The following is a 25177-nucleotide window of genomic DNA, read 5'->3' as shown; positions in this document are numbered from 1 at the left end:
GGCAAATCCGGGGGAACGCGGTGCTTTACTTCCCGTCTTTCATCATGGTGTTCAGGTAACTCGGTCATATTAGGATCTCCCCCATTTCAAATACAGGCCCGTCGCTGCATACTTTTTTCGAAGCGGTGCCGGTTGGGTCATTTTTCGGGCGGCAGACGCACCCGTAGCAAGCGCCGGTTCCGCACGCCATCCGTTCTTCAAGCGAGAAAAAGCCGCGCTGCCCCGGGTATGCCGCTTCCAATGCGCGCAGCATCGCAGCCGGGCCGCATGCGTACAAACAGTCAAATGCCCAATTCTCCGCCGCCAGTACATCCGTTACAAACCCTTTCGTCCCCCATGAACCGTCCACCGTTGCGACGGATGTCGGGGCAAGGGTTGAAAACTTCTCCACGTAAAAAGCGTGGGCCGCCGATTCAAACCCGAGCACGTGGCGGACTTCAACGCCGCCTGCTTTAAGCTGCCGGGACAGCTCGTACAGCGGCGGGACCCCGATGCCGCCGCCGACAAGGAGCGCTTTTTGCCCGGGGCGAAGCGCGTCCACCGGGAACCCGTTGCCAAGGGGGCCGAGCACATCGAGCCGTGCGCCGGGTGCCATGTTTGCCATCAGGCGCGTTCCTTTTCCCTGCACCCGGTACAACAAAGTAAGCGCGCCGTTTTTGCGGTCCACCGCCGCGATGCTGATCGGACGGCGCAACAGGGGATCAAACCCGCTTCCCGCTTTCACATGAACAAACTGTCCGGGGCGGGCGATTTGCCGGACCAAACTGCCGGCAAGCACCATTTCCCAAATATCCTGCGCAATGAGCCGGTTGCTTTTCACGATCATATATTCCTGGATCATGCGTGCACCGCCTGCTTTGCCCCCTGCACCATCGGCATGATCGAAAAACTTATCGATTCCAAAATGGATACGATGGCTGCTGCTGTATCAAGCGAAGTCAGGCACGGGATGCCGCATTCGACTGCTTCCCTGCGGATCCGGAAGCCGTCGCGTTCGTATTCCCGGCCTTTTGTGATCGTGTTCAGGACAAATTGCACATCGCCCCTTTGGATCGAGTCGAGCACGGTCGCCCCTTCGCCGCCAATTTTTTCCACTTCTTCGACAGCCAGGCCGTTTTCCCTTAAAAATTTTGCCGTTCCCGCCGTTGCTTTTAAGGTAAAACCGATCTCGACAAAGCGTTTCGCAAGCGGCAGGGCTTCCGGTTTGTCTTTATCGGCAACCGTAAACAGGATGCTGCCATCCGGCGAAAGCTTCATGCCTGCTGCAACGAGCCCTTTGTACAGCGCTTTTTCAAATGTACGGTCGCAACCCATCACTTCTCCCGTCGATTTCATTTCCGGTCCGAGTGTCGGTTCCACCCGCTTCAATTTTGCAAAAGAGAAGACCGGCACTTTCACGAACACCTCCGCTTTTTCCGGCCTCAAGTCGGTGCCATAGCCGAGATTTTCAAGCGATTCGCCTAAAATCACTTTCATCGCGAGTTTTGCCATCGGGACATCGGTAATTTTGCTTAAAAACGGAACCGTCCGGCTTGAGCGCGGGTTCACTTCGATCACAAAGAGTTCATTGTGCGAGACGATAAACTGGATGTTCATTAACCCTTTGATTTCAAGCTCTGAAGCAAGCTTGCGGCACGTCTCCACCATTTCCGCTTTTAATGCCTCGGAAAGCCGCTGCGGCGGATAGACTGCGATCGAGTCGCCGGAGTGGACGCCGGCCCGTTCAATATGTTCCACGATGCCCGGGATTAAAATATCCCGGCCGTCCGCGATCACATCGACTTCGAACTCCTGCCCTGTCACATAGCGGTCAATCAAAACCGGCTGGTTCGGGCTGACTTTCACCGCGTGTTTCATATACTGGCGCAAGTCTTCTTCATGGTAGACGATTTCCATCGCCCGTCCGCCGAGCACAAACGACGGGCGCACGAGCACGGGATAGCCGATTTCGGCCGCAATTCGGACGGCTTCTTCCGCAGAAGTGCCGGTTTTTCCGAGCGGGCGTTTAATGCCGAGCCGGTTTAACAAATGGTCGAACTTGTCGCGGTCTTCGGCACGCTCGAGATTTTCAAGCGAAGTGCCGAGAATGCGCACCCCGCGTTTTGTGAGCTGTTCCGCGAGATTGATCGCCGTCTGGCCGCCGAACTGGACAACAACCCCTTCCGGCTGTTCCAAATCGATGATATGCATGACATCTTCAATCGTCAGCGGTTCAAAATAGAGCTTGTCAGAGATGCTGAAGTCGGTGGAGACGGTTTCCGGGTTGTTGTTAATGATGATCGCTTCGTACCCGGCTTCCTGGATTGCCCACACCGCATGGACGGTTGCATAGTCAAACTCGATTCCCTGGCCGATCCGGATCGGGCCGGAACCGAGGACAATGATGCTTTTTCTGTTTGTCACAACCGATTCGTTTTCTTCTTCATATGTACCGTAAAAATACGGCGTTTCTGATGCGAATTCGCCGGCACATGTATCGACCATTTTATAGACCGGTAAAATGCCATTCTCTTTGCGCCATGCGTACACTTTTTCTTCTGCCGTTCCCCACAGCCCGGCAATCGTCTTATCGGCAAAGCCCATTTGTTTTGCTTTCCGGGCCGCCTCTTTGTCCCATTGCGCCTCCTGAAGCGTGTTTTCAAAGCGGATGATGTTTTCCAGCTTATGAAGGAAAAACAAGTCGATTTTGCTCCAGTCATGCAGCTGCCCGATCGTGACACCCCTTCTTAGCGCTTCTGCGATGTAAAAAAGGCGTTCGTCGCCGGCATTTTTGATCCTTTTTTCCATCACGTCCATACCGGATGCTTCCTCGAGTTCCAAATGATGGACGCCGATTTCAAGCGACCGTACTGCTTTTAACAGTGATTCTTCAAATGTGCGGCCGATCGCCATTACTTCGCCCGTTGCTTTCATTTGCGTGCCAAGTCTGCGGTATGCCTGTTCAAACTTATCGAACGGGAACCGCGGAATTTTTGTGACGACATAATCAAGCGCCGGTTCAAAATTGGCGTAAGAAGTGCCGGTGACCGAGTTTTTCATCTCGGCCAGCGTGAGCCCGACTGCAATTTTCGCTGACAGTTTCGCAATCGGGTATCCGGTTGCTTTAGAAGCGAGCGCAGATGAACGGCTGACGCGCGGGTTGACTTCGATTACATAATATTGAAAACTGTCCGGGTCAAGCGCGAGCTGTACATTGCAGCCGCCTTCGATGCCGAGGGCGCGGATAATTTTCAATGAAACATTGCGCAGCATCTGGTATTCTTTGTCGCTTAACGTCTGACTCGGGGCGACGACAATCGAATCGCCGGTATGGACGCCGACCGGGTCAAAGTTTTCCATGTTGCAGACGACGATGGCATGGTCTTCGCTGTCGCGCATCACTTCGTATTCGATTTCTTTAAAGCCGGCAATGCTTTTTTCAAGCAGGCACTGGTGGACGGGGCTCTGGCGCAATCCGCCTGATACGGTTTCGATCAGCTCCTCTTCATTACGGCAGATGCCGCCGCCCGTTCCGCCCAGCGTGTAAGCCGGACGGACGATGACCGGGTAGCCCGCTTTTTCGATAAAACGGTAAGCTTCTTCGAGTGTATGGATGATCATGCTGTCCGGCACCGGCTCGCCAAGTTTTCCCATCAGTTCGCGGAACGCTTCCCGGTCTTCCGCCTGCTCAATGGCGCCAAGCCTTGTTCCGAGCACTTCGACGCCGTACTCGTCAAGGATGCCGGATTTCGCCAGTTCCATTGCAATGTTAAGACCGGTTTGGCCGCCAAGTGTCGGCAGGAGGGCATCCGGGCGTTCTTTGCGGATGATGCGGGCGACAAATGCCGGCGTGAGCGGTTCGATATAGATTTTATCCGCCATTTCCGTATCGGTCATAATCGTTGCCGGATTGGAATTGACCAAAACGACATGATACCCTTCTTCTTTTAAAGCAAGGCAGGCCTGCGTGCCAGCGTAATCAAATTCAGCAGCCTGGCCGATCACAATCGGGCCGGATCCGATCACAAGAATTTTTTCGATATCAGTGCGTTTTGGCATAGGTTTGTTCCTCCTTTTGTTTTTCAACCATGGTTAAAAATTTGTCGAATAACGGGTTCGAATCGTGCGGGCCCGGCGATGCTTCCGGATGGTACTGGACAGTAAAAGCAGGGTATTTGCGATGTGCCAGCCCTTCAATCGTGCCGTCGTTCAACGCCCGTTCCGTTACGATAAGGCCTGTTCCGGCAAGCGACTTTTCATCGACTGCATAGCCGTGGTTTTGCGAGGTGATCACCGTTTTCCCCGTTTGGATGTCCTGGACAGGATGGTTCGCGCCGCGGTGGCCGAATTTTAGTTTGAATGTATCGGCGCCGCACGCCAACGCAAACAGCTGGTGCCCGAGACAAATCCCGAAAAGCGGCACTTTCCCGAGTATTCCTTTTACCATATCAACCGCACAGGACACATCTTTCGGGTTACCGGGGCCATTTGACAACATCACCCCGTCCGGCTGAAGCTGTAAAATGTCCGCCGCCGTTGTATCATACGGCAGCACGGTAACGCGGCAGTTTCGTTTTGAAAGTTCGGTTAAAATGCTTTTTTTCGCGCCGAAATCGACAAGGGCAATATGTTTGCCGGGCCCTTCCATTTCGTAACGCTTCTTTGTGGATACTTGTGCAACGGCATCATGAATGGCTCGTTTGGATTGAAGATTTTTGATCACGGCTTCCGGATCTTCGTCTTCAGCACAGAGGGCGGCCCTGAGCGTACCGAAAGCGCGGATTTTTCTTGTCAGTTTCCGGGTGTCAATGCCAGATATACCGGGGATGCCTTTTTCTTTTAAAAAGGTATCGAGCGTTAAGGTGCTCCGCCAGTTTGACGGGTACGAAGCCGCTTCTTTCACCACGACCCCCTTCACATACGGCGTTACCGCTTCAAAATCGTTCCAGTTGATGCCGTAGTTCCCGATGAGCGGGTAGGTGAAAGTGACGATCTGGCCGTAAAAAGACGGGTCAGTTAATGTCTCCTGGTAGCCGGTCATCCCGGTTGTAAAAACGATTTCCCCGTAAGCCGCTTTTACACTGCCAAAACCTTCCCCTCTAAAAACAGTGCCGTCTTCCAAGATCAGTTGCCTTTTCATTTCAATGCCAGCTCCTTTTCCCATACCAGTTTTCCGCTTCCCCATGTGGCTTGCGGGAAGCCTTTGCATACACGCCCCAAAAAAGGGGTATTTTTTCCTTTCGATAAAAAGCGATCCGGGTCAATTGTTTTTTCTTCCCCCAGGTCAACTGCCGTGATATCGGCGGGTGCCCCGGTTTTCATCGTCCCGTATGGAAGTCCGAACACGCTAGCCGGCTTTATTGTCATCCAGTCAACAAGCTGTTTTAGCGTAAATATGCCGGTTTCAACAAAATGTGTATATAAAAGCGGAAAAGCTGTTTCAAATCCGGTGATGCCAAATGGCGCCTGTTCAATGCCTTTTGCTTTTTCCTCCGCGGTATGCGGAGCGTGGTCAGTGGCGATAAAATCAATCGTGCCATCCAAAAGGCCTTCAATAAGGGCGTCGCGGTCTCTTTTCGACCGGAGCGGCGGGTTCATTTTCCAGTTGGCATCAGGGCCCGGGATGTCGTCTTCAGAAAGGAGCAAATGGTGCGGTGTCACTTCGGCTGTCACTGGAATGCCGGCCCGTTTTGCGTCACGAACAACCCGGACGGATTCTTTCGTGCTGATATGGCAGACATGATAATGGCAGCCTGTATGTTCTGCAAGCAACACGTCGCGGGCGATCTGCACCGACTCGCATACGGAAGGGATCCCTTTTAACCCGTGCGCCGCCGCGAAAGATCCGTCATGCACGCAGCCGCCCCGGATGAGCGAATTGTCTTCACAATGGGCGACGACCGCCATACCGAGTGCTTTTGCCTGTTCCATCGCAGCTAGCATCTGCCCCGCTTCCTGCACGCCGACGCCGTCATCCGTGAACGCGAAGGCGCCTGCTGCTTTTAAACCGGCAAAATCCACGAGTTCGCCGCCTTTTTCATCAAGGGTGATGGCAGCATAAGGGAGCACGCGCACAACCCCATTCCGGCTGATTTTTTCCTTTAGAGACAAAAGGCGCGCCGGCCGGTCGGTAACCGGTTTGGTGTTAGGCATCGCCGCTACCGTTGTAAACCCGCCTTTTGCCGCGGCCATCGTCCCGGTGCGGATCGTTTCCTTCTGTTCGAACCCCGGTTCCCGCAAATGCACATGCAAGTCGACAAACCCGGGGAGAACCGTGAGTCCCGTTGCATCATATACCTGTTCGCCCGCTTCTTTCAGTTCCGGGCCGGTTTCCGCGATTTTTCCATCTTTGATCCGGATATCCCGCTTTACCGATTCTCCCTTTTCATCTAAAACCATCCCGCCTTTAATCAACCAGTCCACTTGGCAAACCACCTTTTCTTTTTTGTCAAAATAGCGCGATCCATAGCAACTTTCATTTTTCAAGCTGTCTGGAAAACCGCTTTTTCTTTCTGTAAAATCGTTTTTAAAATCGCCATCCGTGCAAACACGCCGTTTTCCATTTGTTTAAAAATCCGCGACCGGCTGCATTCCACGAGGCTAGTTGCAATCTCGACATCGCGGTTGACCGGCGCCGGGTGCATAATGATGCTGCCCGGTTTCATCATCCGTTCCCGTTCCACCGTCAGCCCGTATGCGCGGTGGTATGCTTCTTTTGTCAGATGAGCGGTTTCTTGATGGCGTTCATGTTGGATGCGGAGCAGCATGACGACATCTGCTTCCGCTACGCCGTCATCGATCGGAACGTACGGGAGATGCATGGTCGGATCAAACCATTCTACAGGCCCCGAACATGTGACGGTGGCACCGAGCTTTTTCAATGCTTCGGCATTTGATCTGGCAACACGGCTGTGGACGATATCACCGATGATACACACCTTTAAGCCGCGGAAGCCGCCGAATTCCTGTTTGATCGTCAAAAGATCAAGCAGGCATTGGGACGGATGCTGGCCGCTGCCGTCTCCCGCATTGACAATCGAAAGCGCCAACCCTGCGAGCTGCCTGTAATATTCATCTTCCTGGTGGCGGATCACCACCACTTTGACGCCGATCGACTGCAATGTTTTCACCGTGTCGTACAATGTTTCACCCTTTTGCACGCTTGATGCCCCGACTTCAAACGGAAGCAGCTCAAGGCCAATCCGCCGTTCTGCCACTTCAAAGCTGCATTTTGTCCGCGTACTCGGCTCATAAAACAAATTAGCTGCAAAAACCGGCTCCGGCGCTTTCCATACGGCCCCTTTTGAAAAGGCATCGGCTTCTTCCAGAAGTTCCAAAATTTCCTCATTGCCCAAACCGGATATCGTCAGAAAATGCTGCATGTTCCATCCTCCTTTGTTTTTCAGCCAAAAAAGCACCCTGCTTATGGCAGGGTGCGTGAAATGGCACGGCAAGTCAAAAGCCTTGCGCGGCCGGCACCCTTCCAAGCCTCTCCGGACTTGCAGTTAAAAGGTGTTCCGTATTCATTTCAATGAAAAAGCCCCTTTGCCGCGAGGGTACAAAGGGGCTTTTAAACCTCCTTTGCAAACCTCACAGGGCTTGCTTAAAAGGATTACATATCGTGGATTGTGACCAGGTCCCGCCCGTCCACATCCGTCAATTGTACAACGATTCTTTCCGACTGGCTCGTCGGGATATTTTTTCCGATAAAGTCGGGGCGGATCGGCAATTCCCGGTGGCCGCGGTCAACGAGCACCGCGAGCTGGATCCGGCTCGGGCGGCCGATATCCATCAGCGCGTCCATCGCCGCGCGCACTGTCCTGCCTGTATACAGCACATCATCGACAAGCACGATTTCTTTATCGGTGATGCTAGATGGCAGGTTCGCGCCTTTTACTTCCGGTTCGCCGTTTGCCGTTTTTTTCGATAAATCGTCACGGTACAGCGTAATGTCCAGCTCGCCGACTTCGACTTTGCGCCCTTCGATTTGCGCAATTCTTTCCGCCAGACGCTCGGCAAGGTAAATGCCGCGCGTTTTAATCCCGATGAGCATCGTATCTTCAATGCCTTTATTCCGTTCAATGATTTCGTGGGCGATCCGCGTCAACGCCCTGCGGATCATGATTTCATCCATTACTACCGCTTTTTGGGCCATGGTGTCTCCTCCCGAGAAAAATCAAAGCCTTCCGCACCGAAGGCAGGAAGGCTTTGTAAAATGAACGTTCCCTTGCCAGCCTCACGGGACTGTCTTTAAAAGGCTTATGAAGTTATTTTTACCTTACCCGTTTTTCATCCGTTTGTCAATCCTTTTTTATATCATGATGCTCACAACCCACGCCTGAGTGTGTTTAAAAGATGCGCGAAATCATCCGGCAGCGGTGCTTCAAATGTGAGCGTTTCTCCTGTGCGCGGATGGCGGAAACCGAGTACCCCAGCATGGAGCGCCTGGCCGCCGAAATCAATCGTTTTTTTCGGCCCGTATTTCGGGTCGCCTGCCAAAGGATGGCCGATATACTTCATATGGACGCGGATCTGGTGGGTGCGCCCCGTTTCAAGCCGGCATTCGATAAACGTAAACCGGTCAAACCGTTCCAGCACGCGGAAATGGGTCACCGCGTCTTTTCCGTTATCGACCACGGCCATCCGCTGGCGGTCAGCCGGGTCCCTTCCGATCGGGGCGTCAATGGTGCCGGCTTCATGCGGAATATTGCCGTGAACAAGCGCAAAATATTTGCGGGTTACCGTTTTTTCACTGAGCTGCGCCGCCAGCTTTTCGTGCGCGTAATCGTTTTTGGCCACCATTAACAGCCCGGATGTGTCCTTGTCAATCCGGTGGACAATCCCGGGGCGGAGCACGCCGTTAATACCCGATAGATCTTTGCAGTGGTACATCAGGCCGTTCACAAGCGTCCCTGTAAAATGCCCATTCGACGGATGGACAACCATGCCTTTTGGTTTATTGACGACAAGCACATCGGCATCTTCATAATAGATATCAAGATGCAAGTCTTCCGGTTCAATATCGGGCAATTCCGGCTCCGGCACCTCAATTTCAACCAAGTCGCCTGTTTGCAATCTGTAATTTGCTTTTTCTTTTTTGCCGTTTACGGTAATGTCACCATCTTTAATCCATTGCTGAACTTGTGATCTTGACCATTCTTCCCGGATAGAAGAGACCATTTTATCAAGCCGTTCATTTGCTTCGTGTTCAAGAATGGTGTGATCCATTTTTTCCATCAGTTTTCTCCTTTGTCTTTCTGTCTTCCAAAAGCATCGAAATCAGCAATAATACAACACCAATCGTTAAACTGGCATCCGCCACGTTAAAAATGGCAAAATCATAGCTGCCGAAACGCAAATGGACAAAATCAACCACTTCGCCGCGGAACAGGCGGTCAATAAAGTTGCCGATTGCCCCTCCTAATATAAGGCCGAGGCTGATGCCGACTAGCACCCTATCTTTCGCATATTTTTGTATGTAATAAAGAATGCCGGCAATGACAATTAGGGTAATGAGGTAAAATAGCCACATCTGCCCTTCCAGTATGCTGAAGGCAGCGCCTGTGTTGCGCGTCGATGTGAGAAAAAAGAAACCCGGAATCACTTCGATGCTTTCCCCGAGCGCCATCCCTTTTAAAACGAGCCATTTGGCCAGCTGGTCCAAGATGATCACAATGAGTGCAACCACATAATAAAAAATAACCAATCGCTTTTCCTCCGCCTGTGTTTACGGCAGGCGCAAAATGCCACCTGGTCCGGAATATATTTCTTTCTGCATTTTAGCATAAACAGCAGGAAGTGAAAAGAACGGACGGCTGGATCCGGTCCGCCCGTTCCTGCCAGCTTCTTTTAGGCGGAAACCATTTTTGCTGATTGAAGTTGCGCAAAAGCAATGCCTTTTTGACATTTCTTTCGCCCTTTTCTAGTGAATAAGATCGTACGGGACGGTTACTTTGCCGTATGACAGGATGGTTTGCCGGTCCGCAGGCAACAGGGCAGGGATTTCCGCAAGGCCCGGGTCAACTTTCCGGGTGCCGTGAAACCCGTCCAATGCCGCCTCAATCTCTTTCAATTCTTCCTGAACCAGATGTTGCACGAGTTCATGCTTCGCCTCGTACTCGGATAATTCAGCCTGTAGCGATTGCAGCCAAAGTTTCGGATCTTCACGCATCTTCCAACAGCCTCCCCGCGTCTTTGTTGGTTATAGCATTCCCGCAGGCAAGGCTTGTTTGCAGAAAAACGATTTCTAAAAGTAACAAAATCATGCAGCAGCAAACGGTTTTTGCCAGTGAAAATCCGGCGCCGGCAATGGGCTGAAATCCGTTAAAAAAGCCGGTGCTGCATGTCTTCATGCAAGCCCCGGCTTAAAGCTTTACACTTCCCGCATCAATGTTTTTACAACTTGTGCACAGCGCGGGCAGAGCGTCGGATGGTCATGGTCCAGGCCGACTTCCGGCGTTACAACCCAGCACCGTTCGCATGTTTCGCCTTCCGCTTTTTCGACAACAATGGCTGCGTGCTCAAGCTTCAGCGCATTTTCCGGTGCGTCTTCAATGGCCCCTGCCACTTCAAATCCCGACACAATGAACAATTGCTTTTTGCTTTCCGAAATGCTGTCAAGCAGTGCTTTCGTCTCCGCATTCACATACAAGGTCACTTTTGCCGTTAGCGATTTTCCGATTACTTTTGCGTTCCGCGCTTCTTCCAATGCTTTCAAAACGTCTCCGCGGAGCGCCATAAACGCATTCCATTTTTCCTCAAGCGCCGCAGCATCCGGCAAATCCACATATTCCGGCATATCGGTCAGCTGGACGCTTTCTTCCGCCACACCCGGAATATACTGCCAGACTTCATCGGCTGTATGCGGCAAAATTGGCGACAACAGCTTGGTTAAGGCAACAAGGCATTCATACAAAACGGTTTGCATCGCACGGCGTTCCGGATTGTCTGCAAGTTCGATGTACAGCACGTCTTTTGCAAAATCCATATAGAACGAACTGAGGTCTGTGGCACAGAAATTGTTCACCGCATGATAAATGGTGGCAAATTCGTACCGTTCATAAGCCTCCCGCACTTCCTTTACAAGCTTGTTCAGTTTGACAAGCATAAACCGGTCGACCTCGCGCAAATCTTCATAGGCAACTTGGTGCTGGGCAGGGTCGAAGTCGTTCAGATTGCCGAGTATGAAGCGGAATGTGTTGCGGATTTTCCGATAGACCTCGGACACTTGTTTTAAAATTTCATTGGAAACCCGGACATCTGCCTGATAGTCAACGGAAGCGACCCACAAGCGGATAATGTCAGCCCCCAGCTGTTCAACCACTTTGCCAGGCAAAATCGTATTGCCGAGCGATTTGCTCATCTTCCGGCCTTCGCCGTCCAGCACAAACCCATGGCTTAAAACGCCGTCGTACGGAGCGTGCCCTGTTACCGCCACACTGGTAATAAGCGATGAGTTAAACCAGCCGCGGTACTGGTCGGAACCTTCAAGGTACAAATCAGCCGGCCGTTTCAAGCCTTCCTGTGCAGCCAGCACGCCCTGATGGGAAGAACCGGAATCGAACCAGACGTCCATAATATCCGTTTCTTTTTTAAATACGCCGTTTGGACTCGCCGGATGCGTAAAGCCTTCCGGAAGCAGGTCTTTCGCTTCCCGTTCAAACCAGACGTTTGATCCGTGTTCGCGGAACAGGTCGGATACATGCTGGATGGTTTCTTCCGTGATGATCGCTTCGCCGTTTTCCGCGTAAAAAACAGGGATCGGCACACCCCATGCACGCTGGCGGGAGATACACCAGTCGCCACGGTCGCGGATCATGTTATGCATCCGGAGTTCGCCCCATACAGGCGTCCATTTGACCTCTTCAACGGCTTTCAAAATGTCATCGCGGAACATATCAACCGATGCGAACCATTGCGATGTTGCCCGGAAAATTACCGGTTTTTTCGTCCGCCAGTCATGCGGGTACGAGTGCGTTAAAAATTTCAATTTTAAAAGCGCACCTGCCTGATCCAGTGCTTCACAGATCGGTTTGTTGGCTTTGTCGTAAAACAATCCTTCAAAACCGGGCGCGTCTTTTGTCATCATGCCTTTGTCATCTACAGCACAAATCACATCAAGCCCGTATTTTTTGCCGATGAGAAAGTCATCTTCCCCGTGTCCAGGTGAGGTATGGACGCATCCTGTCCCGCTGTCGGTTGTGACGTGGTCGCCGAGCATGACGAGCGAATCGCGGCCGTACAGCGGATGTTTTGCGACAATGTACTCCAGCTTTTTCCCCGGAACCGTTTGAACGACTTCCGCGTTTTCCCATTCCAAAACGCCGCTTACTTCTTCGAGCAAGGCTTCGGCAACCAGGTATTTCTTGCCGTCCACTTTTACGACAACATAGTTGATCTCCGGATTGACGGCAATGCCGAGGTTTGACGGAATGGTCCAAGGTGTCGTTGTCCAGATGACAATTTTTGTGTCCGTGTCAAGCACGCCTTTTCCGTCTTTTACGTCGAACGCAACATAAATCGATGGCGATTTGATGTCTTTGTATTCAATTTCCGCATCCGCAAGCGCGGATTCGCTGGAAGGGGACCAGTATACCGGCTTCAGGCCTTTGTAAATATAGCCTTTTTTCGCCATTTCCCCGAATACTTTGATTTGCTCGGCTTCATATGCGGGCCGGAGCGTTAAATACGGATTTTCCCAGTCGCCGCGCACGCCGAGCCGTTTAAACGCTGTCCGCTGGCGATCGATTTGCTCATGGGCATATTTTTCGCACAGTTTCCTGAATTCGGCAACCGACATCGATTTCCGGTCTACGCCTTTTTTTGTCAGTTCCTGCTCAATAGGCAGCCCGTGCGTATCCCAGCCCGGTACATAAGGGGCATGGTAACCCGTCATCGATTTGAACCGGTTGATGATGTCTTTCAATGTTTTATTCAGGGCGTGGCCCATATGGAGATCGCCGTTTGCATACGGAGGCCCGTCGTGGAGCACAAACAGCGGCCTTCCTTCCGTGCGTTTCATCACCTTTTGATAAATATCCATTTCTTCCCATTTTGCCTGGATTTTCGGTTCTTTTTTCGGCAAATTTCCACGCATCGGAAAATCCGTTTTCGGCATTAAAAGTGTATCTTTGTAATCCATGCTGATCCTCCTGCCTTTTGCATATTGTATTTTGAATTTTTCGTTATGTTCAGCCTTGCCAAAAATCCAATAAAAAAACCTTCCCATCCCCAAAATAGGGACGAGAAGGTTCCCGCGGTACCACCCTAGTAGGCATCCAATATGCCCGCTCGACATCCGTAACGTGGAAGGTCCCGCTTAACTCTACTGGCCTTTTCGGCGTTCAAGGCAAGAACTCAAGGGGGATGTTCAGGCTGCGCGCTTTGCCGGGCTCGCACTGTCCCCGGTTCGCTTGGAAAGCTTTCACAACCCTACTGCCCTGTCATCGTTTTTTCGTATACAGTATTGAATGTATTCCATTATAGTGGACCATTTTCGGATTCGTCAAGTTTGATTTGCTTCTTCTTCTTCCAGTTCAAACTCCGTAGCATCGACTTCAAATTCCATCAGCTTTTCCCAGTCATCGCTATCAATCAGGTCAAGCTGCGCCTCAATCAGCATTTTAAAGCGCGTCCGGAAGACTTTCGACTGTTTTTTCAGCTCTTCGATTTCGAGCGCAATTTTCCTTGCTTTCGAAAGGGCTTCATTGACAATCCGGTCGGCATTTTTTTCCGCCTCGCGGATGATCAGCTTCGCTTCTTTCTGGGCATTGCCCTTTACTTCTTCCGCCGCTTCCTGGGCAACAACAATCGATTTATTTAAAGTTTCCTCAATGGAAGAAAAATGGCTCAGCCGTTCGTTTAGCGATGCTACTTTATCTTCCAGGTTTTTCTTTTCGCGGATCAGCATTTCGTAATCTTTTATCAGCTGGTCAAGGAATTCATTTACTTCATCTTCATCATAGCCGCGAAACCCTTTGCTGAACTCCTTATTATGTATATCTAAAGGCGTTAAAGGCATGTGGCCACCTCCTGTTCAATTTGACTTTCGATTGCAAGATTCCCCTTCTTTTTTATATTATAATGGAATTCGACGATTTTTTGGGAAAATCCTGCTAATCAATCAAATTATTTTAAAATCCCTGCCACCATTCGCCATTTTTCTTTCTTCGTTTTGCCTTCCACGCGGATGAGCCGGCTTCTCCCGTATCCCCTGGTTGAAAAAGTATCGCCTTTCCCGCACTGGAATGACGGGTTTTCCACTGTTTTCCAGTTCACTTTCACAAGCCCGTGCTCAATCAGCATCCGCGTTTTCTGCCTTGAAATGTTATAAACGGCGGACAAAATCGCGTCAAGGCGGAGCGAACTGACGGTGGCCTGTTTTTCAAGCCAGTGTTGTTGCTGCCGGATGGCCTGATCCAACTGCATTTTCGTAAGGGTGACCGGCGTTTTTCCGATCTGCCGGAATTCCATTTGAATAAAGTCCGCAAGTTCGGCCGCAGCGAAAAACTGAATGCGCCCTTCCCCGATTAAAATATCCCCGAATTTTTCGCGTTTCAGGCCGAGCGCCATCAGCGAACCAAGCACATGTTTATGTTCAAAGGAAACAAATTTGGCAGGGTAATGTACTTCGAATAAGGCAAGATGGAAGTCGTCCTCATCCGGAGAAAAATAGTCAGGAAAAAGCAGCATTCTTTTCCGTTCACTCTCTCTGTATCCGCCAAAAGCCCGGACAGAGACTGCGCCGTGGTTTCCGATCACCGTGTTGACAATTCTCTGCATGCGCGGATCCAAAAAATCCGTCAGTTCAGGGGCATACGCATCTTCCACGTATTGTTTCCAGGTCAGCACCTGGTCAATAAATTCCTTTTCATCCGGCCGGAAATGCTGGTAAATCGATTCCATTTGTCTGACTCCTTTTAAAAAAAGGAACTGCACAGTCCCTTTTTCTGAAAATGGCTCTTTTTACATGAACCATGAAAAAATTTCCGCAATGCCGGCTCTTGCCAAATCCAGGACAAAAAAAGCGACGATCGGAGAAATATCAATCATGCCGATCGGTGGAATGATTCTGCGGAAAGGGTCGAGATAAGGTTCCGAAACGCGCGCAAACAAACGCCCGATGTCGGTGTCCCTGAGATTAAACCACGACATAAAGATATAAATCAGGAGAATGTAAGAGTAAATTCTCATGAGAAGCAGAATGATCTTTAAAATTGAAAATAAAATTGGATCCATCCGGTTTATGGCCACCTCGTATCGTCATATTCCTGTCCCTGCAGGAATTCAGAAATTTTTCCGGAAACTTCTACGTTATCCGGCGTACAAAGAAAAATATTGCTGCCGACTCTCTGGATATCGCCTGCAATGGCGTACACCGTCCCGCTCAGAAAATCGACAATCCGCTTCGCCTGGTCATGCGGCATGCTTTGCAAATTGACGACCACCGCGCGCCGGTTTTTCAAATGGTCGGCAATTTCCTGTGCATCGGCATAAACCCGCGGTTCCACCAGAATGACTTTTGAAGACTTTTGGACGCTTTGCAGGCTGACCACATTTTGCCGCGCATGCCGGACCGGTTTCTCAGCGGGTTGCTCGGGTTCTTCATACTCTTTTTCCATCATTTCTTCTTCCTGGTCTTCGTATTCATCATCAAGCAAAAAGAATGACTTAAATTTCGTTTTCAGTCCCATTCCATTACACCTCCGTTTGTTTTCCCTTATCCGACAAGCGCAGTGCCGATTCTGACAAAAGTCGCCCCTTCTTCTACTGCAATTTCAAAGTCATTGGACATTCCCATCGACAATTCACGGCACGGAGCGTAATCCAAATGCAGCGATTCAATATCCCGCTGCAAAGTTTTCAGCCCGCGGAATGTGCGCCGGATGACGTCCTGATCTTCCGTAAGCGGCGCCATCGTCATCAAGCCCGCAACGCAAATATGCGGAAAATCCTTCAGTTTACGGACAAAATCAACCACTTGCCCGGGCGCCATCCCGTGTTTCGATTCTTCCCCGGAAACATTCACCTGAATAAAGCATTTGATTTCTTTATCCAATTTTGCCGCCCTTTTTTCGATTTCCTCCGCAAGGCTCAGTCGGTCCAAAGAGTGTATGTAGCTGACTTTATCAATAATGTTTTTAACTTTCCTTGTCTGCAGCGTCCCGATAAAATGCCAGACGGGGCGGTTTCCGAGCGCCTCGTATTTTGCCAGAAGGCCGTCGTCTCGGTTCTCGCCAAGATGCCGAATGCCTGCTTCCAGTGCCTCTTTTGCCCTTTCTGTTGTGACATATTTCGTTACTGCAATGATTTCCACATCCCCGCGGCTTCTTCCTGCCCTTTGGCACGCTTTTTCAATTTTTTCGTTGATGTGCGCGAGGTTTTCCGATACTTTCATCTCTCCGGTGCTCCTTTTATACCAATAAAGCCAAGCATTCTCCCGGTAGCGCCGTGATCACGCCGGTGCGAAAAAAAGTCTTCTTCACAACAACTTGTGCACAGGCTGCTGACTGCGATCCGGCTTTCCGGAATGCCTGCCTGCTGTAATATGATTTTATTTAACTGCTTTAAATCGAGCGCATACTGGCCGGGTGATTTTTCCGCGTACGGCAATTTTTCTCCTTTGCCGGTCCAGGGGCGGACAGCCTGGATGACACGGTCATCGACAAGATAGCACTTGCCGCAAATGGACGGTCCGATGACGGCTTCTATTTCATCAAGCGGCACCCCATCCTTTACCCATTTTTCAACCATTTTAGCCGCAATCCCGCGGGTGGTTCCTTTCCACCCCGCATGTGCGATCCCGACGCGGCCGTACTTCGATGCGAAAAAGAAAACCGGCACACAGTCCGCAAACGCCAGCACAAGCAAGATTTCTTTTTCATCGGTGTACAATCCGTCCGTATGCGGAAAAGAGGAACGGTATTCAGCCGCCCCCTTGCCGGCGTCTTTGCGCGTGACCCGTTGCACATGGTCTTCGTGCGTCTGTTCGGCGCCGATCCAGTTTGATAAAGGGAATCCGGTTGCACTTGCAACGATCTCCCGGTTTTTCCTGACCGATTCAGGATCGTCGTCCACATGGAAAGCAAGGTTTAAACTGCCGGGAAAATTTATGCTTGTGCCGCCGTTTTTCACTGTAAATCCGGCACATATCCCGTTTTTTTGCCAGGCGCCGACAGCATAATACAATGCCTGTGTTTTTACAAACGGTTCTCTCATCTCACCCTCACCCGGTTTCTCTTTTGTACTATTATACCTTTTTATCCATGCGTCTTCTATACATTTTCGCATTGAATGCGTTTTTTTCCGTACTGATTTTATTTATAGCAAATTTCATCAAAATTCTCTACTTTTTAGCTTAAAAACGGGGGATCATCCGGAAATTTCCCGGATGTAACGGGTTTGTAACGCAACTAATAAACAGATGTTACCTTTCTGTTATATTAAACTGCTACTCTATTGGTAATAAATCACTTACATAGAAGAGGTAATGAATTTGAAGAAAGCTTTGGTATCATTACTGACTGTATGTATGTTGTCAATTGGAACGGGACACGCATTTGCGGCAACAACGACATATACGGTTAAGCCGGGAGATTCATTATATAAAATCGCCGGAAAATATCATGTGACCGTGGCACAGTTGAAGAGCTGGAACCACTTGAGGTCAAATGTCATCCGGGTGAAGCAGAGACTGAAAATCCAGACGAAAACGCCCGCAAAAAAAGTTTCGTCTTCCTCTTCTTCTTACCGCACGATGACGGTGAAAGCAACGGCTTACACAGCGGGTTCCGGCGGCGGGATTACGGCCACCGGCATCAACTTGAAAAGGCATCCTTCCGCAAAAGTGATTGCGGTCGATCCAAAGGTGATCCGGCTCGGTTCGAAAGTGTACGTTCCGGGTTACGGTACGGCGGTTGCCGGTGATACCGGCGGGGCTATCAAAGGGAAAAAAATTGATGTATTTATTTCAAGTAAAAAGAAAGCCCTTCAGTGGGGCCGCAAAACAGTGACAATTAAAGTGTATAAGTAAAAAAACGGCTGCGCGGCCGTTTTTTTCTTTTCCAGGCCGCGCTTATTTTTTCGGTTCCTGCAGCTGCTGCTGTGTATAGGCCGACTCTTTAAACCTGACGAGGATAACGTCGGTGCCGATTTTTACGATGTTGCTCCACGGGATGACCACTTCGTCCTCTTTTCCAAATAAGCCGAACATTTTCCCCGATGAGCCGCCGACAATGATACTTTCAATTGTGCCATTATCCAGGTTGATATCAATATCTTCCACGTTTCCGAGTTTTCTGCCGTCCGATATGCTGACAACATCCTTCACTTGAAAATCCGAAATCCGGACCATCTGCTCTCCCCCCCTGCTGTCTTTCCGCCATGTAATACAAGTTTATGCACGGGAGGAGCATTTTACGAATAGAAAAGCAGCGAGCGTTATCGGCTAGCGGATTTTCCGGCCTCTTCCCTACGGTAAGCGGGCATCGGCTCGTTCCTCGCCGTGTTTCCCTTATCCCACATTAACGGACAGTAAGACCCCCGCCATGGGCACTCAGAAATTACATCCTAGTAAGTTAGACGGTGGCAACTGCCCGTAAATGTCCGATTGGTTCAACTTGCAATCATCAGGGCAATGGCCCTGATGATTGCAGTTTCACTCAATCTCAGTCAGAGGCCTAATAAAATCCGTACGCCGATAATCAAACGCACTCCGCTTTTCTTATTGTCCAGCTCTGGCTCCTAGCGGCTAGCGGATTTTTACGTCTTCTCCTTTCGATAAGTCAACATCGATTCACCTGTCGGCTCATCGTGTTTCCTTTATCTCGGTCGAAGACTACAAAATCCGTACGCCGCTATACAGTCGCCTCCGCTTTTCTTTGTCCAGCTCCGGCTCCTAGCGGCTAGCGGATTTTTACGTCTTCTCCTTTCGATAAGTCAACATCGATTCACCTGTCGGCTCATCGTGTTTCCTTTATCTCGGTCGAAGACTACAAAATCCGTACGCCGCTGTACAGTCGCCTCCGCTTTTCTTACTACTGTATATTTTTGTTCATTTGTTTGATGGCTGCTTTTTCGAGGCGGGAGACTTGGGCTTGGGAGATGCCGATTTCTTCTGCGACTTCCATCTGTGTTTTTCCTTGGAAAAACCGTTTGCGGATGATCATTTTCTCCCGTTCGTTCAGACGCCGCATTCCTTCTTGCAAGGCGATTTCTTCAATCCATTGCGAATCTTTGTTTTTTTCGTCACTCACCTGGTCCATGACATAAATCGGATCCCCTCCGTCGTTATAAATCGGTTCAAACAGTGATACGGGATCCTGAATGGCATCAAGTGCAAATACAATGTCTTCGTGCGGAACATCCAGCTCTCTGGCGATTTCTTCTGTTGTCGGTTCTTTCGAAGTGGCGCTCATCAGCTTTTCCCTTACTTGCAGGGCTTTATAAGCAATATCCCTCAAGGAGCGCGATACGCGGATCGGATTATTATCCCGTAAATAACGCCGGATTTCGCCAATAATCATCGGCACGGCGTACGTTGAAAAGCGGACATTTTGATTCAGATCAAAATTATCAATGGATTTCATGAGTCCGATACAGCCGACTTGAAACAGGTCGTCCACATATTCGCCTCGGTTGTTAAAGCGCTGAATGACGCTCAGCACAAGGCGTAAATTGCCATTGACCAGCTTTTCTCTTGCGGACGCATCGCCGGCATGCATTTTCTTTAAAAGATCCCTCATTTCCTCATTTTTCAAAACGGGAAGCTTGGAGGTATCCACCCCGCAAATTTCCACTTTGTTGCGCTTCAAATCTTTTCCCCCCTTCAGGACTTCAGGAGCTGCTGTTCAAAAAACAGTATCTCCCCGGGTGGGAAATTTATGCACTGCGCAAAAAGCGGGAATTGCCTGCGGAAGATGCCCGGACATTGCCGTTCCTGCTTCCCGCCCGCCTGCAAATTTTCCTGCTATACCATTTTATTGAATTCTTTACGCAATCTTTTAATAATTCTTTTTTCAAGCCGCGAAATATAGGACTGGGAAATACCAAGCATATCGGCAACATCTTTTTGTGTTTTCTCTTCCTGCCCTTTAAGGCCGAAACGCAATTCCATAATCTGCTTTTCCCGATCCGACAAACGGTGCAGGGCGCTGTAAAGTAATTTTTTATCGACGTTCGCTTCAAGATCCCTTGTAATGATATCATCATCCGTGCCGAGCACATCCGAAAGCAGCAGTTCATTGCCGTCCCAATCGATATTTAGCGGTTCATCAAACGAAACTTCGGACCGGAGCTTATTGTTCCGCCTTAAATACATCAAAATTTCATTTTCAATACAGCGGGAAGCGTAAGTCGCCAGTTTGATCTTCTTTTCCGGATTAAACGTATTCACGGCTTTAATGAGGCCGATTGTGCCGATGCTGATTAAGTCTTCGATATTGATGCCGGTGTTTTCAAATTTGCGCGCAATGTAAACGACAAGGCGCAAGTTGCGTTCTATAAGGATCGAACGTGCTGCCTTATCCCCTGCCGGCAGTTTTTTTAACAGCATTTCTTCTTCTTCTTTGGAAAGCGGGGGCGGCAGGGCTTCATTCCCGCCGATATAATAAATTTCATCCGCTTTCAGCCCGAGCTTGAATAGGAGTTTGTACCAAAAATAAGAGAGTTTTAACCGTAAATGTTTCATTTTCATCCTCCTCGTATAATAAGTTTAAATCCAAAGTGGATGTCAATTTCCAGTTCATTCTGCTGCTCATTGACAAGTGAATATAAGATTTTGTATTCCGGGCTCGCCCGGAATACAAGTTCGGACTTGGACGCTTCGCGATGTTCCCGGATAATGGTCTTAGGATCGTTTGGGTCAATGCTTCCCCTCCTTGTAGCCTGACTACTCGAAAAGTCTGCATCCCCAGGTTCTTGCTTGAACGTCTAACCCGTAGGCCGTTCCTCCGGATCTCCGTGCTGGAAATGAGCAGTTCCAGGCAGCCCACGGCCCGGATGAGTTCTCATACGCGAGGCTGACAGATCGGCAAGCCATCTGGGGATATCCCGAAGCGTCCGATTCCATCGATCCCAATACAGAGAGGAGGAAATCATATGCCCTTATTTGTCGGTATTGACGTGAGCTCCAAAAACCTCGATGCCTGCCTGATGGATGGAATGGGGGAAACGTTGGCCACCCAAACGGTGACAAACAATCTTCCCGGTGCCTCTGAGTTAAGAGACGCCATCCTCCAACATGCGGAGGCGGATGACACCATCCAGATCGCCATGGAGGCCACATCTGTGTATAGTTGGCACCCGGCAATGTTTTTCCATGAAGATCCCGAGCTGAAACAGCGTCGTACAAAGGTGTTTACCCTGAATCCGAAGCTGGTGAGAAATTTCAAAAAGGCTTATGCCGAGATGGACAAGACCGATCCCAAAGATGCCTGGGTAATTGCGGACCGCTTGCGTTTCGGGAGATTGCCGAAATCCGTGATTCAGTCAGAACAATACCTTGCCCTTCAACGGTTAACACGGATGCGCTATCACCTGATTCAAAGTTTAACCCGGGAACAACAGGTATTTTTGAATCATCTGTTTTTCAAATTCAGTGCCTTTAACCTTGAAGTGGATACACCGGTCTTCGGCCATGCCATAACGGAATTTTTGCTTGAGGCCTATAGCCTCGATGAAATTGCCCAAATGCCTCTAGAGGACTTAGCGATGTATCTCCAGACCAAAGGCCATGGCCGCTTTAGCGATCCCGAGGATTTGGCCGCATCCATCCAAAAAGCTGCCCGGTCCTCTTACCGGCTTTCTAAATGTGTGGAGGATTCGATTGACTTGGTCCTGGGCAGTTCTATTGAGATCATCCGGCATCTTAAACGCCAAATCAAGGATTTGGATAAGGCGATTGCCCGCGTTCTTGATGGAATCCCGAATACCCTCCAGACCATTCCGGGAATAGGCCCGGTGAGCTGTGCTGGGATTCTCGCTGAAATCGGCGACATTGAGCGCTTTGACGACCAAGCCGCGATCGCAAAATTTGCTGGATTGTTCTGGCCCCGCCACCAATCGGGTGATTTTGAGGCTGATGACAAAATGCTTGCGCGTACAGGCAATCGTTATCTCCGGTATTACCTGGTTGAGGCTGCCAATCTGGTCCGGCGACACGAACCTGAGTACCGCGCCTTTTACCAAAAGAAATATCGTGAGGTGCATAAGCACTCACACAAACGCGCCCTCGTCTTAACGGCAAGAAAACTGGTGCGCCTGATCGATGCGCTGCTCCGCAACGATCAAATTTATGCGCCGAAAAAGAAGGTGACGCGATGAGGTAACCAGGTAACCATCATCGATAGCCTGAACTTGAAAACTTCCAGATTATTCCAATTATCTGGAGGCTTAGTTCAGTATTGCCATTTTTACGACATAGAGCCAACAAAATTTCCAATTCACTTGTTTTTAACCCTTGACATCACACCGTAGGACTTTAAAGTCACCATCAGGCGGATTGCGCAGCTTCTGCCATCATTTGCGGGTGAACAATGCAGCTGAATGCATCATCCCCGGATAAACGTTGTGCCGAAAAAGAAATCAGCACTTTTTTTACAGGCCATGTCCGGTTTCCGCTCGTCAGTTGTACCTCATCCGGCTTGTACGCTAAAAGAAGCGATTGTTTCCCGACTGTTTTTGCCGGGATGAACCGGACGCGGCCGGCCCATTCGTCAGGAAGTGTAGCACTTCCGTCCAAAAGACGGGTCGCATCTTCCGCAAGCACCGCAATTTCTTCGGGGAGATGCTCACGGACGGGCAGGATGGAAAGGATCATAACCGGCAGCTTTGTCAGCGGATCATATAACTGGTTGCCGCTATCCACCAGCCCTTTTACTGTAAAATCACTTTCCCCGATGCGGATATAAACATCGACAAGCTGGTCATACTTGATTTTCGCCATTTCAAGCCCCTGAATCCGGTTCTTTGAAAACAGCCATGCCGCCGGAAGACCGAGCGCAACAAACGCCCAGCTGACCGGGTCGCCAAATCCCCCCGCCGCAGCTTTAAGCATTTTCACCTGCATGTCGAAGTGAAAGCTTAAAAAGTAGTGGGCCCCCATTAAAATGCCGCCCATCAGAAACGTGGCAAAATAAAAGGTTAGGAGATTTGAAAAAAAATAGCGCCACCGCTTATAGCCGAAAACTACAAACACCATGATGCCGGAAAAAAGCAGCTTTACAACCGGGTTACCGGCATAATAAGAAAGCTGCGGCATAAAGCCCATGATGATGATCGCTGAACCGATGAGCCCGCCTGCAAGAATCCGGAGCAGGCGGGCCGGCCGTTTTAAGGCAATGCTTGTCAGCCACAACAGCAGGCTGTCGGCAAGAAAATTCAAAAGCCAGATGGCATCCATATATACAACCAAACGCATCCCCCCTGTCTCCGCCTCAAATGAATCCGCAACCGCCTCGCCAAAACGGCCGCTTTTGCCCGGGCCGCGTGCCCGAGGCCTGCGGAATGTTTGCCGCAATACAACCTGTACCGGTTTTTCGTATACTAACCCGGTAACGTTGTTGAAAGGTACATCGACTAAGGCTTTACCCGGTGATTGTTGCTGAAAGGTGCATCTGCTGCGGCTTTAAGAACGCCAATCCGGTGAATGAACATAGTGCAAACCAATTTCCGGCTTCCAGGCGAACTCTTTTGCCGATTGCTGCTTCTGTCCTTTTGATTAGATTTATGGCTAGTATAACGCACGCGGAGCATTAAAGTGTGTCAGTTTCTGCTGGCAAAAAAACAGAACTTTTCATTTTTTTAGCCGAAAAGTGTCAAGCATGCTTGCTCGATTCTGTTGTCACACCGATATGCATCCGAAAAAAACCCCGACTGGATATACAGACAACATCTCGCAAATTCAAAACAACTTAGCAACATAAACATAGCTGCGGTGCTCTCAATATGCAGACGACATCTCGCCAATCCAAAACGGGTTTAAAAAGTGTTTTCAAACGCAAAAAAGCCCGTCTTTGCTTTCAGACAATGGCCTGGAAAGCAGAGACGGGCTCTTTCATTATTTTCTTCTGTTCCGGTTTCGCAAAAAAGTCGGAATATCAAGTGTATCTTCACTGTACTGAACGGCGCGTTGCGGTTCAGACTGGGGTTCTTCACGCTTTGTTTCGCGTTTTGCCTGTTGGTTCAAGGCCGGCCTTGATTGTCCGAGCGACGGGCGCTGCTTGCTCTGGGTCTGCGCTTCTTCATTAAAGCCGGTTGCAATGACCGTAACCACGATTTCGTCCTTCAGGCTTTCATTGATAACGGACCCGAAAATCATATTGACTTCCTGGTCTGATGCGGAGGCGACAATATCGGCCGCTTCCTGCACTTCATACAAACTTAAATTTGCGCTGCCGGTAATGTTCATCAGCACGCCTTGTGCACCGTCAATAGACGTTTCAAGCAGCGGCGACGAAATGGCTTTTTTTGCCGCCTCTGTCGCACGATTTTCCCCGGAAGCGATCCCGATTCCCATCAATGCTGAACCTTTATTGGTCATAATTGTTTTGACATCCGCAAAATCCAGGTTGATCAGGCCCGGTACCGCGATCAGGTCGGAAATCCCTTGTACGCCCTGGCGCAGCACATTATCCGCTTCCCGGAATGCTTCTAGCATCGGTGTGCTTTTATCGACAATTTCCAGCAGGCGGTCATTCGGGATCACGATCAGCGTATCGACCGCTTCTTTCATGGCACTGATGCCGCCGGCCGCCTGGTTTGCCCGTTTGCGGCCTTCGAATGTGAACGGCCTTGTAACCACACCGACCGTCAGCGCCCCGAGTTCCTTTGCGATATGGGCAATGACCGGCGCCGCCCCTGTTCCGGTGCCGCCGCCCATCCCGGCTGTCACGAACACCATATCCGCACCCTTTAACGCTTCTTCAATTTGTTCTTTGCTTTCTTCGGCCGCTTTCCGCCCGACTTCCGGATTTGCGCCGGCACCGAGGCCACGCGTTAATTTTGCGCCAATTTGCATTTTAATTTCAGCTTTGGAAAGGTTTAATGCCTGGGCATCCGTGTTTACGGCAATAAATTCAACGCCCTGCAGATCATGTTCAATCATACGGTTCACGGCATTGTTGCCGCCGCCGCCAACGCCGATAACTTTTATCGTTGCCAAAGCGTCTACATTGGTATCGAACTCTAACATTCACTAATC

General features: G+C 50.0%; 23 protein-coding genes and 1 other annotated feature. Of the genes, 2 read left to right on the top strand and 21 right to left on the bottom strand.

The features are described from left to right. Positions 1 to 64: 64 nt before the first annotated feature. From NST70_RS05870 to pgeF, 16 genes are all read right to left on the bottom strand, one after another. Positions 65 to 841, bottom strand: coding sequence for a dihydroorotate dehydrogenase electron transfer subunit (locus NST70_RS05870; RefSeq protein ID WP_014095536.1), 777 nt, complete (start codon positions 839 to 841; stop codon positions 65 to 67). Further along, positions 838 to 4038 (bottom strand): carbamoyl-phosphate synthase large subunit, encoded by a 3201-nt coding sequence (gene carB, locus NST70_RS05865; protein WP_035189245.1) that lies wholly within the window; start codon positions 4036 to 4038, stop codon positions 838 to 840. Before carB ends, NST70_RS05870 begins: the two co-directional genes overlap by 4 nt. Continuing rightward, entirely contained in the window at positions 4022 to 5119 is a 1098-nt protein-coding gene (locus NST70_RS05860; protein WP_328221229.1) for a carbamoyl phosphate synthase small subunit, read from the bottom strand. The genes carB and NST70_RS05860 overlap by 17 nt, the downstream gene beginning before the upstream one ends. Next, positions 5116 to 6402, bottom strand: a complete 1287-nt coding sequence (locus tag NST70_RS05855) for a dihydroorotase (RefSeq protein WP_035189267.1) — start codon at positions 6400 to 6402, stop codon at positions 5116 to 5118. Before NST70_RS05855 ends, NST70_RS05860 begins: the two co-directional genes overlap by 4 nt. Positions 6403 to 6461: 59 nt before the next feature. After that, entirely contained in the window at positions 6462 to 7361 is a 900-nt protein-coding gene (locus NST70_RS05850; RefSeq protein ID WP_035189241.1) for an aspartate carbamoyltransferase catalytic subunit, read from the bottom strand. A 230-nt stretch (positions 7362 to 7591) separates the two neighbouring features. Then, positions 7592 to 8134: a bifunctional pyr operon transcriptional regulator/uracil phosphoribosyltransferase PyrR gene (gene pyrR / locus NST70_RS05845; RefSeq protein ID WP_035189240.1), complete on the bottom strand. Its 543-nt coding sequence runs from the start codon at positions 8132 to 8134 to the stop codon at positions 7592 to 7594. 170 nt (positions 8135 to 8304) lie between these two features. After that, positions 8305 to 9216, bottom strand: a complete 912-nt coding sequence (locus NST70_RS05840; RefSeq protein ID WP_035181891.1) for an RluA family pseudouridine synthase — start codon at positions 9214 to 9216, stop codon at positions 8305 to 8307. Continuing rightward, positions 9188 to 9685, bottom strand: coding sequence for a signal peptidase II (gene lspA, locus NST70_RS05835; RefSeq protein WP_080746287.1), 498 nt, complete (start codon positions 9683 to 9685; stop codon positions 9188 to 9190). Before lspA ends, NST70_RS05840 begins: the two co-directional genes overlap by 29 nt. Positions 9686 to 9901: 216 nt before the next feature. Continuing rightward, the gene (locus NST70_RS05830) at positions 9902 to 10150 is read right to left on the bottom strand and encodes a hypothetical protein (protein ID WP_035189238.1); all 249 of its coding nucleotides are present in this window, start codon (positions 10148 to 10150) and stop codon (positions 9902 to 9904) included. A 201-nt stretch (positions 10151 to 10351) separates the two neighbouring features. Continuing rightward, complete coding sequence (gene ileS, locus NST70_RS05825; protein ID WP_328221215.1) at positions 10352 to 13120, bottom strand: isoleucine--tRNA ligase; 2769 nt, start codon at positions 13118 to 13120, stop codon at positions 10352 to 10354. Positions 13121 to 13213: 93 nt separating this feature from the next. Continuing rightward, positions 13214 to 13434, bottom strand: a binding site (T-box leader). Positions 13435 to 13483: 49 nt separating this feature from the next. After that, positions 13484 to 13999 (bottom strand): DivIVA domain-containing protein, encoded by a 516-nt coding sequence (locus tag NST70_RS05820; protein ID WP_013858993.1) that lies wholly within the window; start codon positions 13997 to 13999, stop codon positions 13484 to 13486. 107 nt (positions 14000 to 14106) lie between these two features. After that, positions 14107 to 14883, bottom strand: coding sequence for an RNA-binding protein (locus NST70_RS05815; RefSeq protein ID WP_328221214.1), 777 nt, complete (start codon positions 14881 to 14883; stop codon positions 14107 to 14109). A 60-nt stretch (positions 14884 to 14943) separates the two neighbouring features. Further along, complete coding sequence (locus NST70_RS05810) at positions 14944 to 15216, bottom strand: YggT family protein (RefSeq protein ID WP_014095548.1); 273 nt, start codon at positions 15214 to 15216, stop codon at positions 14944 to 14946. Between the two features lie 5 nt (positions 15217 to 15221). Next, positions 15222 to 15671, bottom strand: a complete 450-nt coding sequence (locus NST70_RS05805; RefSeq protein WP_013858990.1) for a cell division protein SepF — start codon at positions 15669 to 15671, stop codon at positions 15222 to 15224. A gap of 26 nt (positions 15672 to 15697) precedes the next feature. Next, complete coding sequence (locus NST70_RS05800; protein ID WP_017554171.1) at positions 15698 to 16375, bottom strand: YggS family pyridoxal phosphate-dependent enzyme; 678 nt, start codon at positions 16373 to 16375, stop codon at positions 15698 to 15700. Further along, on the bottom strand, positions 16372 to 17196 hold the full coding sequence (pgeF, locus tag NST70_RS05795) for a peptidoglycan editing factor PgeF (protein ID WP_328221212.1): 825 nt from the start codon (positions 17194 to 17196) through the stop codon (positions 16372 to 16374). The genes NST70_RS05800 and pgeF overlap by 4 nt, the downstream gene beginning before the upstream one ends. Positions 17197 to 17473: 277 nt before the next feature. Between pgeF and NST70_RS05790 the strand changes: the two genes are divergently transcribed. Further along, a complete protein-coding gene (locus NST70_RS05790) occupies positions 17474 to 18010 on the top strand; it encodes a 3D domain-containing protein (protein WP_168985978.1) in 537 nt (178 codons plus the stop codon). A 42-nt stretch (positions 18011 to 18052) separates the two neighbouring features. Here the strand turns inward: NST70_RS05790 and NST70_RS05785 are convergent, their stop codons facing one another. From NST70_RS05785 to sigE, 3 genes are all read right to left on the bottom strand, one after another. Continuing rightward, a complete protein-coding gene (locus NST70_RS05785; RefSeq protein WP_017554168.1) occupies positions 18053 to 18331 on the bottom strand; it encodes a YlmC/YmxH family sporulation protein in 279 nt (92 codons plus the stop codon). Positions 18332 to 19013: 682 nt separating this feature from the next. Beyond that, positions 19014 to 19790, bottom strand: a complete 777-nt coding sequence (gene sigG, locus NST70_RS05780; protein ID WP_014095553.1) for an RNA polymerase sporulation sigma factor SigG — start codon at positions 19788 to 19790, stop codon at positions 19014 to 19016. A gap of 155 nt (positions 19791 to 19945) precedes the next feature. Then, on the bottom strand, positions 19946 to 20665 hold the full coding sequence (gene sigE / locus NST70_RS05775) for an RNA polymerase sporulation sigma factor SigE (RefSeq protein WP_035181906.1): 720 nt from the start codon (positions 20663 to 20665) through the stop codon (positions 19946 to 19948). A 410-nt stretch (positions 20666 to 21075) separates the two neighbouring features. On the opposite strand from sigE, the gene NST70_RS05770 reads away from it, so the two are divergent. Continuing rightward, positions 21076 to 22299: an IS110 family transposase gene (locus NST70_RS05770; protein WP_013858393.1), complete on the top strand. Its 1224-nt coding sequence runs from the start codon at positions 21076 to 21078 to the stop codon at positions 22297 to 22299. 169 nt (positions 22300 to 22468) lie between these two features. Here the strand turns inward: NST70_RS05770 and spoIIGA are convergent, their stop codons facing one another. Next, positions 22469 to 23395: a sigma-E processing peptidase SpoIIGA gene (spoIIGA, locus tag NST70_RS05765; RefSeq protein ID WP_207368405.1), complete on the bottom strand. Its 927-nt coding sequence runs from the start codon at positions 23393 to 23395 to the stop codon at positions 22469 to 22471. Positions 23396 to 24034: 639 nt separating this feature from the next. Then, the gene (gene ftsZ, locus NST70_RS05760) at positions 24035 to 25168 is read right to left on the bottom strand and encodes a cell division protein FtsZ (protein ID WP_014095557.1); all 1134 of its coding nucleotides are present in this window, start codon (positions 25166 to 25168) and stop codon (positions 24035 to 24037) included. Positions 25169 to 25177 lie beyond the last annotated feature (9 nt).

Source organism: Weizmannia sp. FSL K6-0777, from assembly GCF_038593185.1.
Classification (GTDB): Bacteria; Bacillota; Bacilli; order Bacillales; family Bacillaceae_C; genus Weizmannia; species Weizmannia faecalis.
Note: the sequence above shows the minus strand (reverse complement) of the source record. Positions and strands in the feature narration are given on the sequence as shown.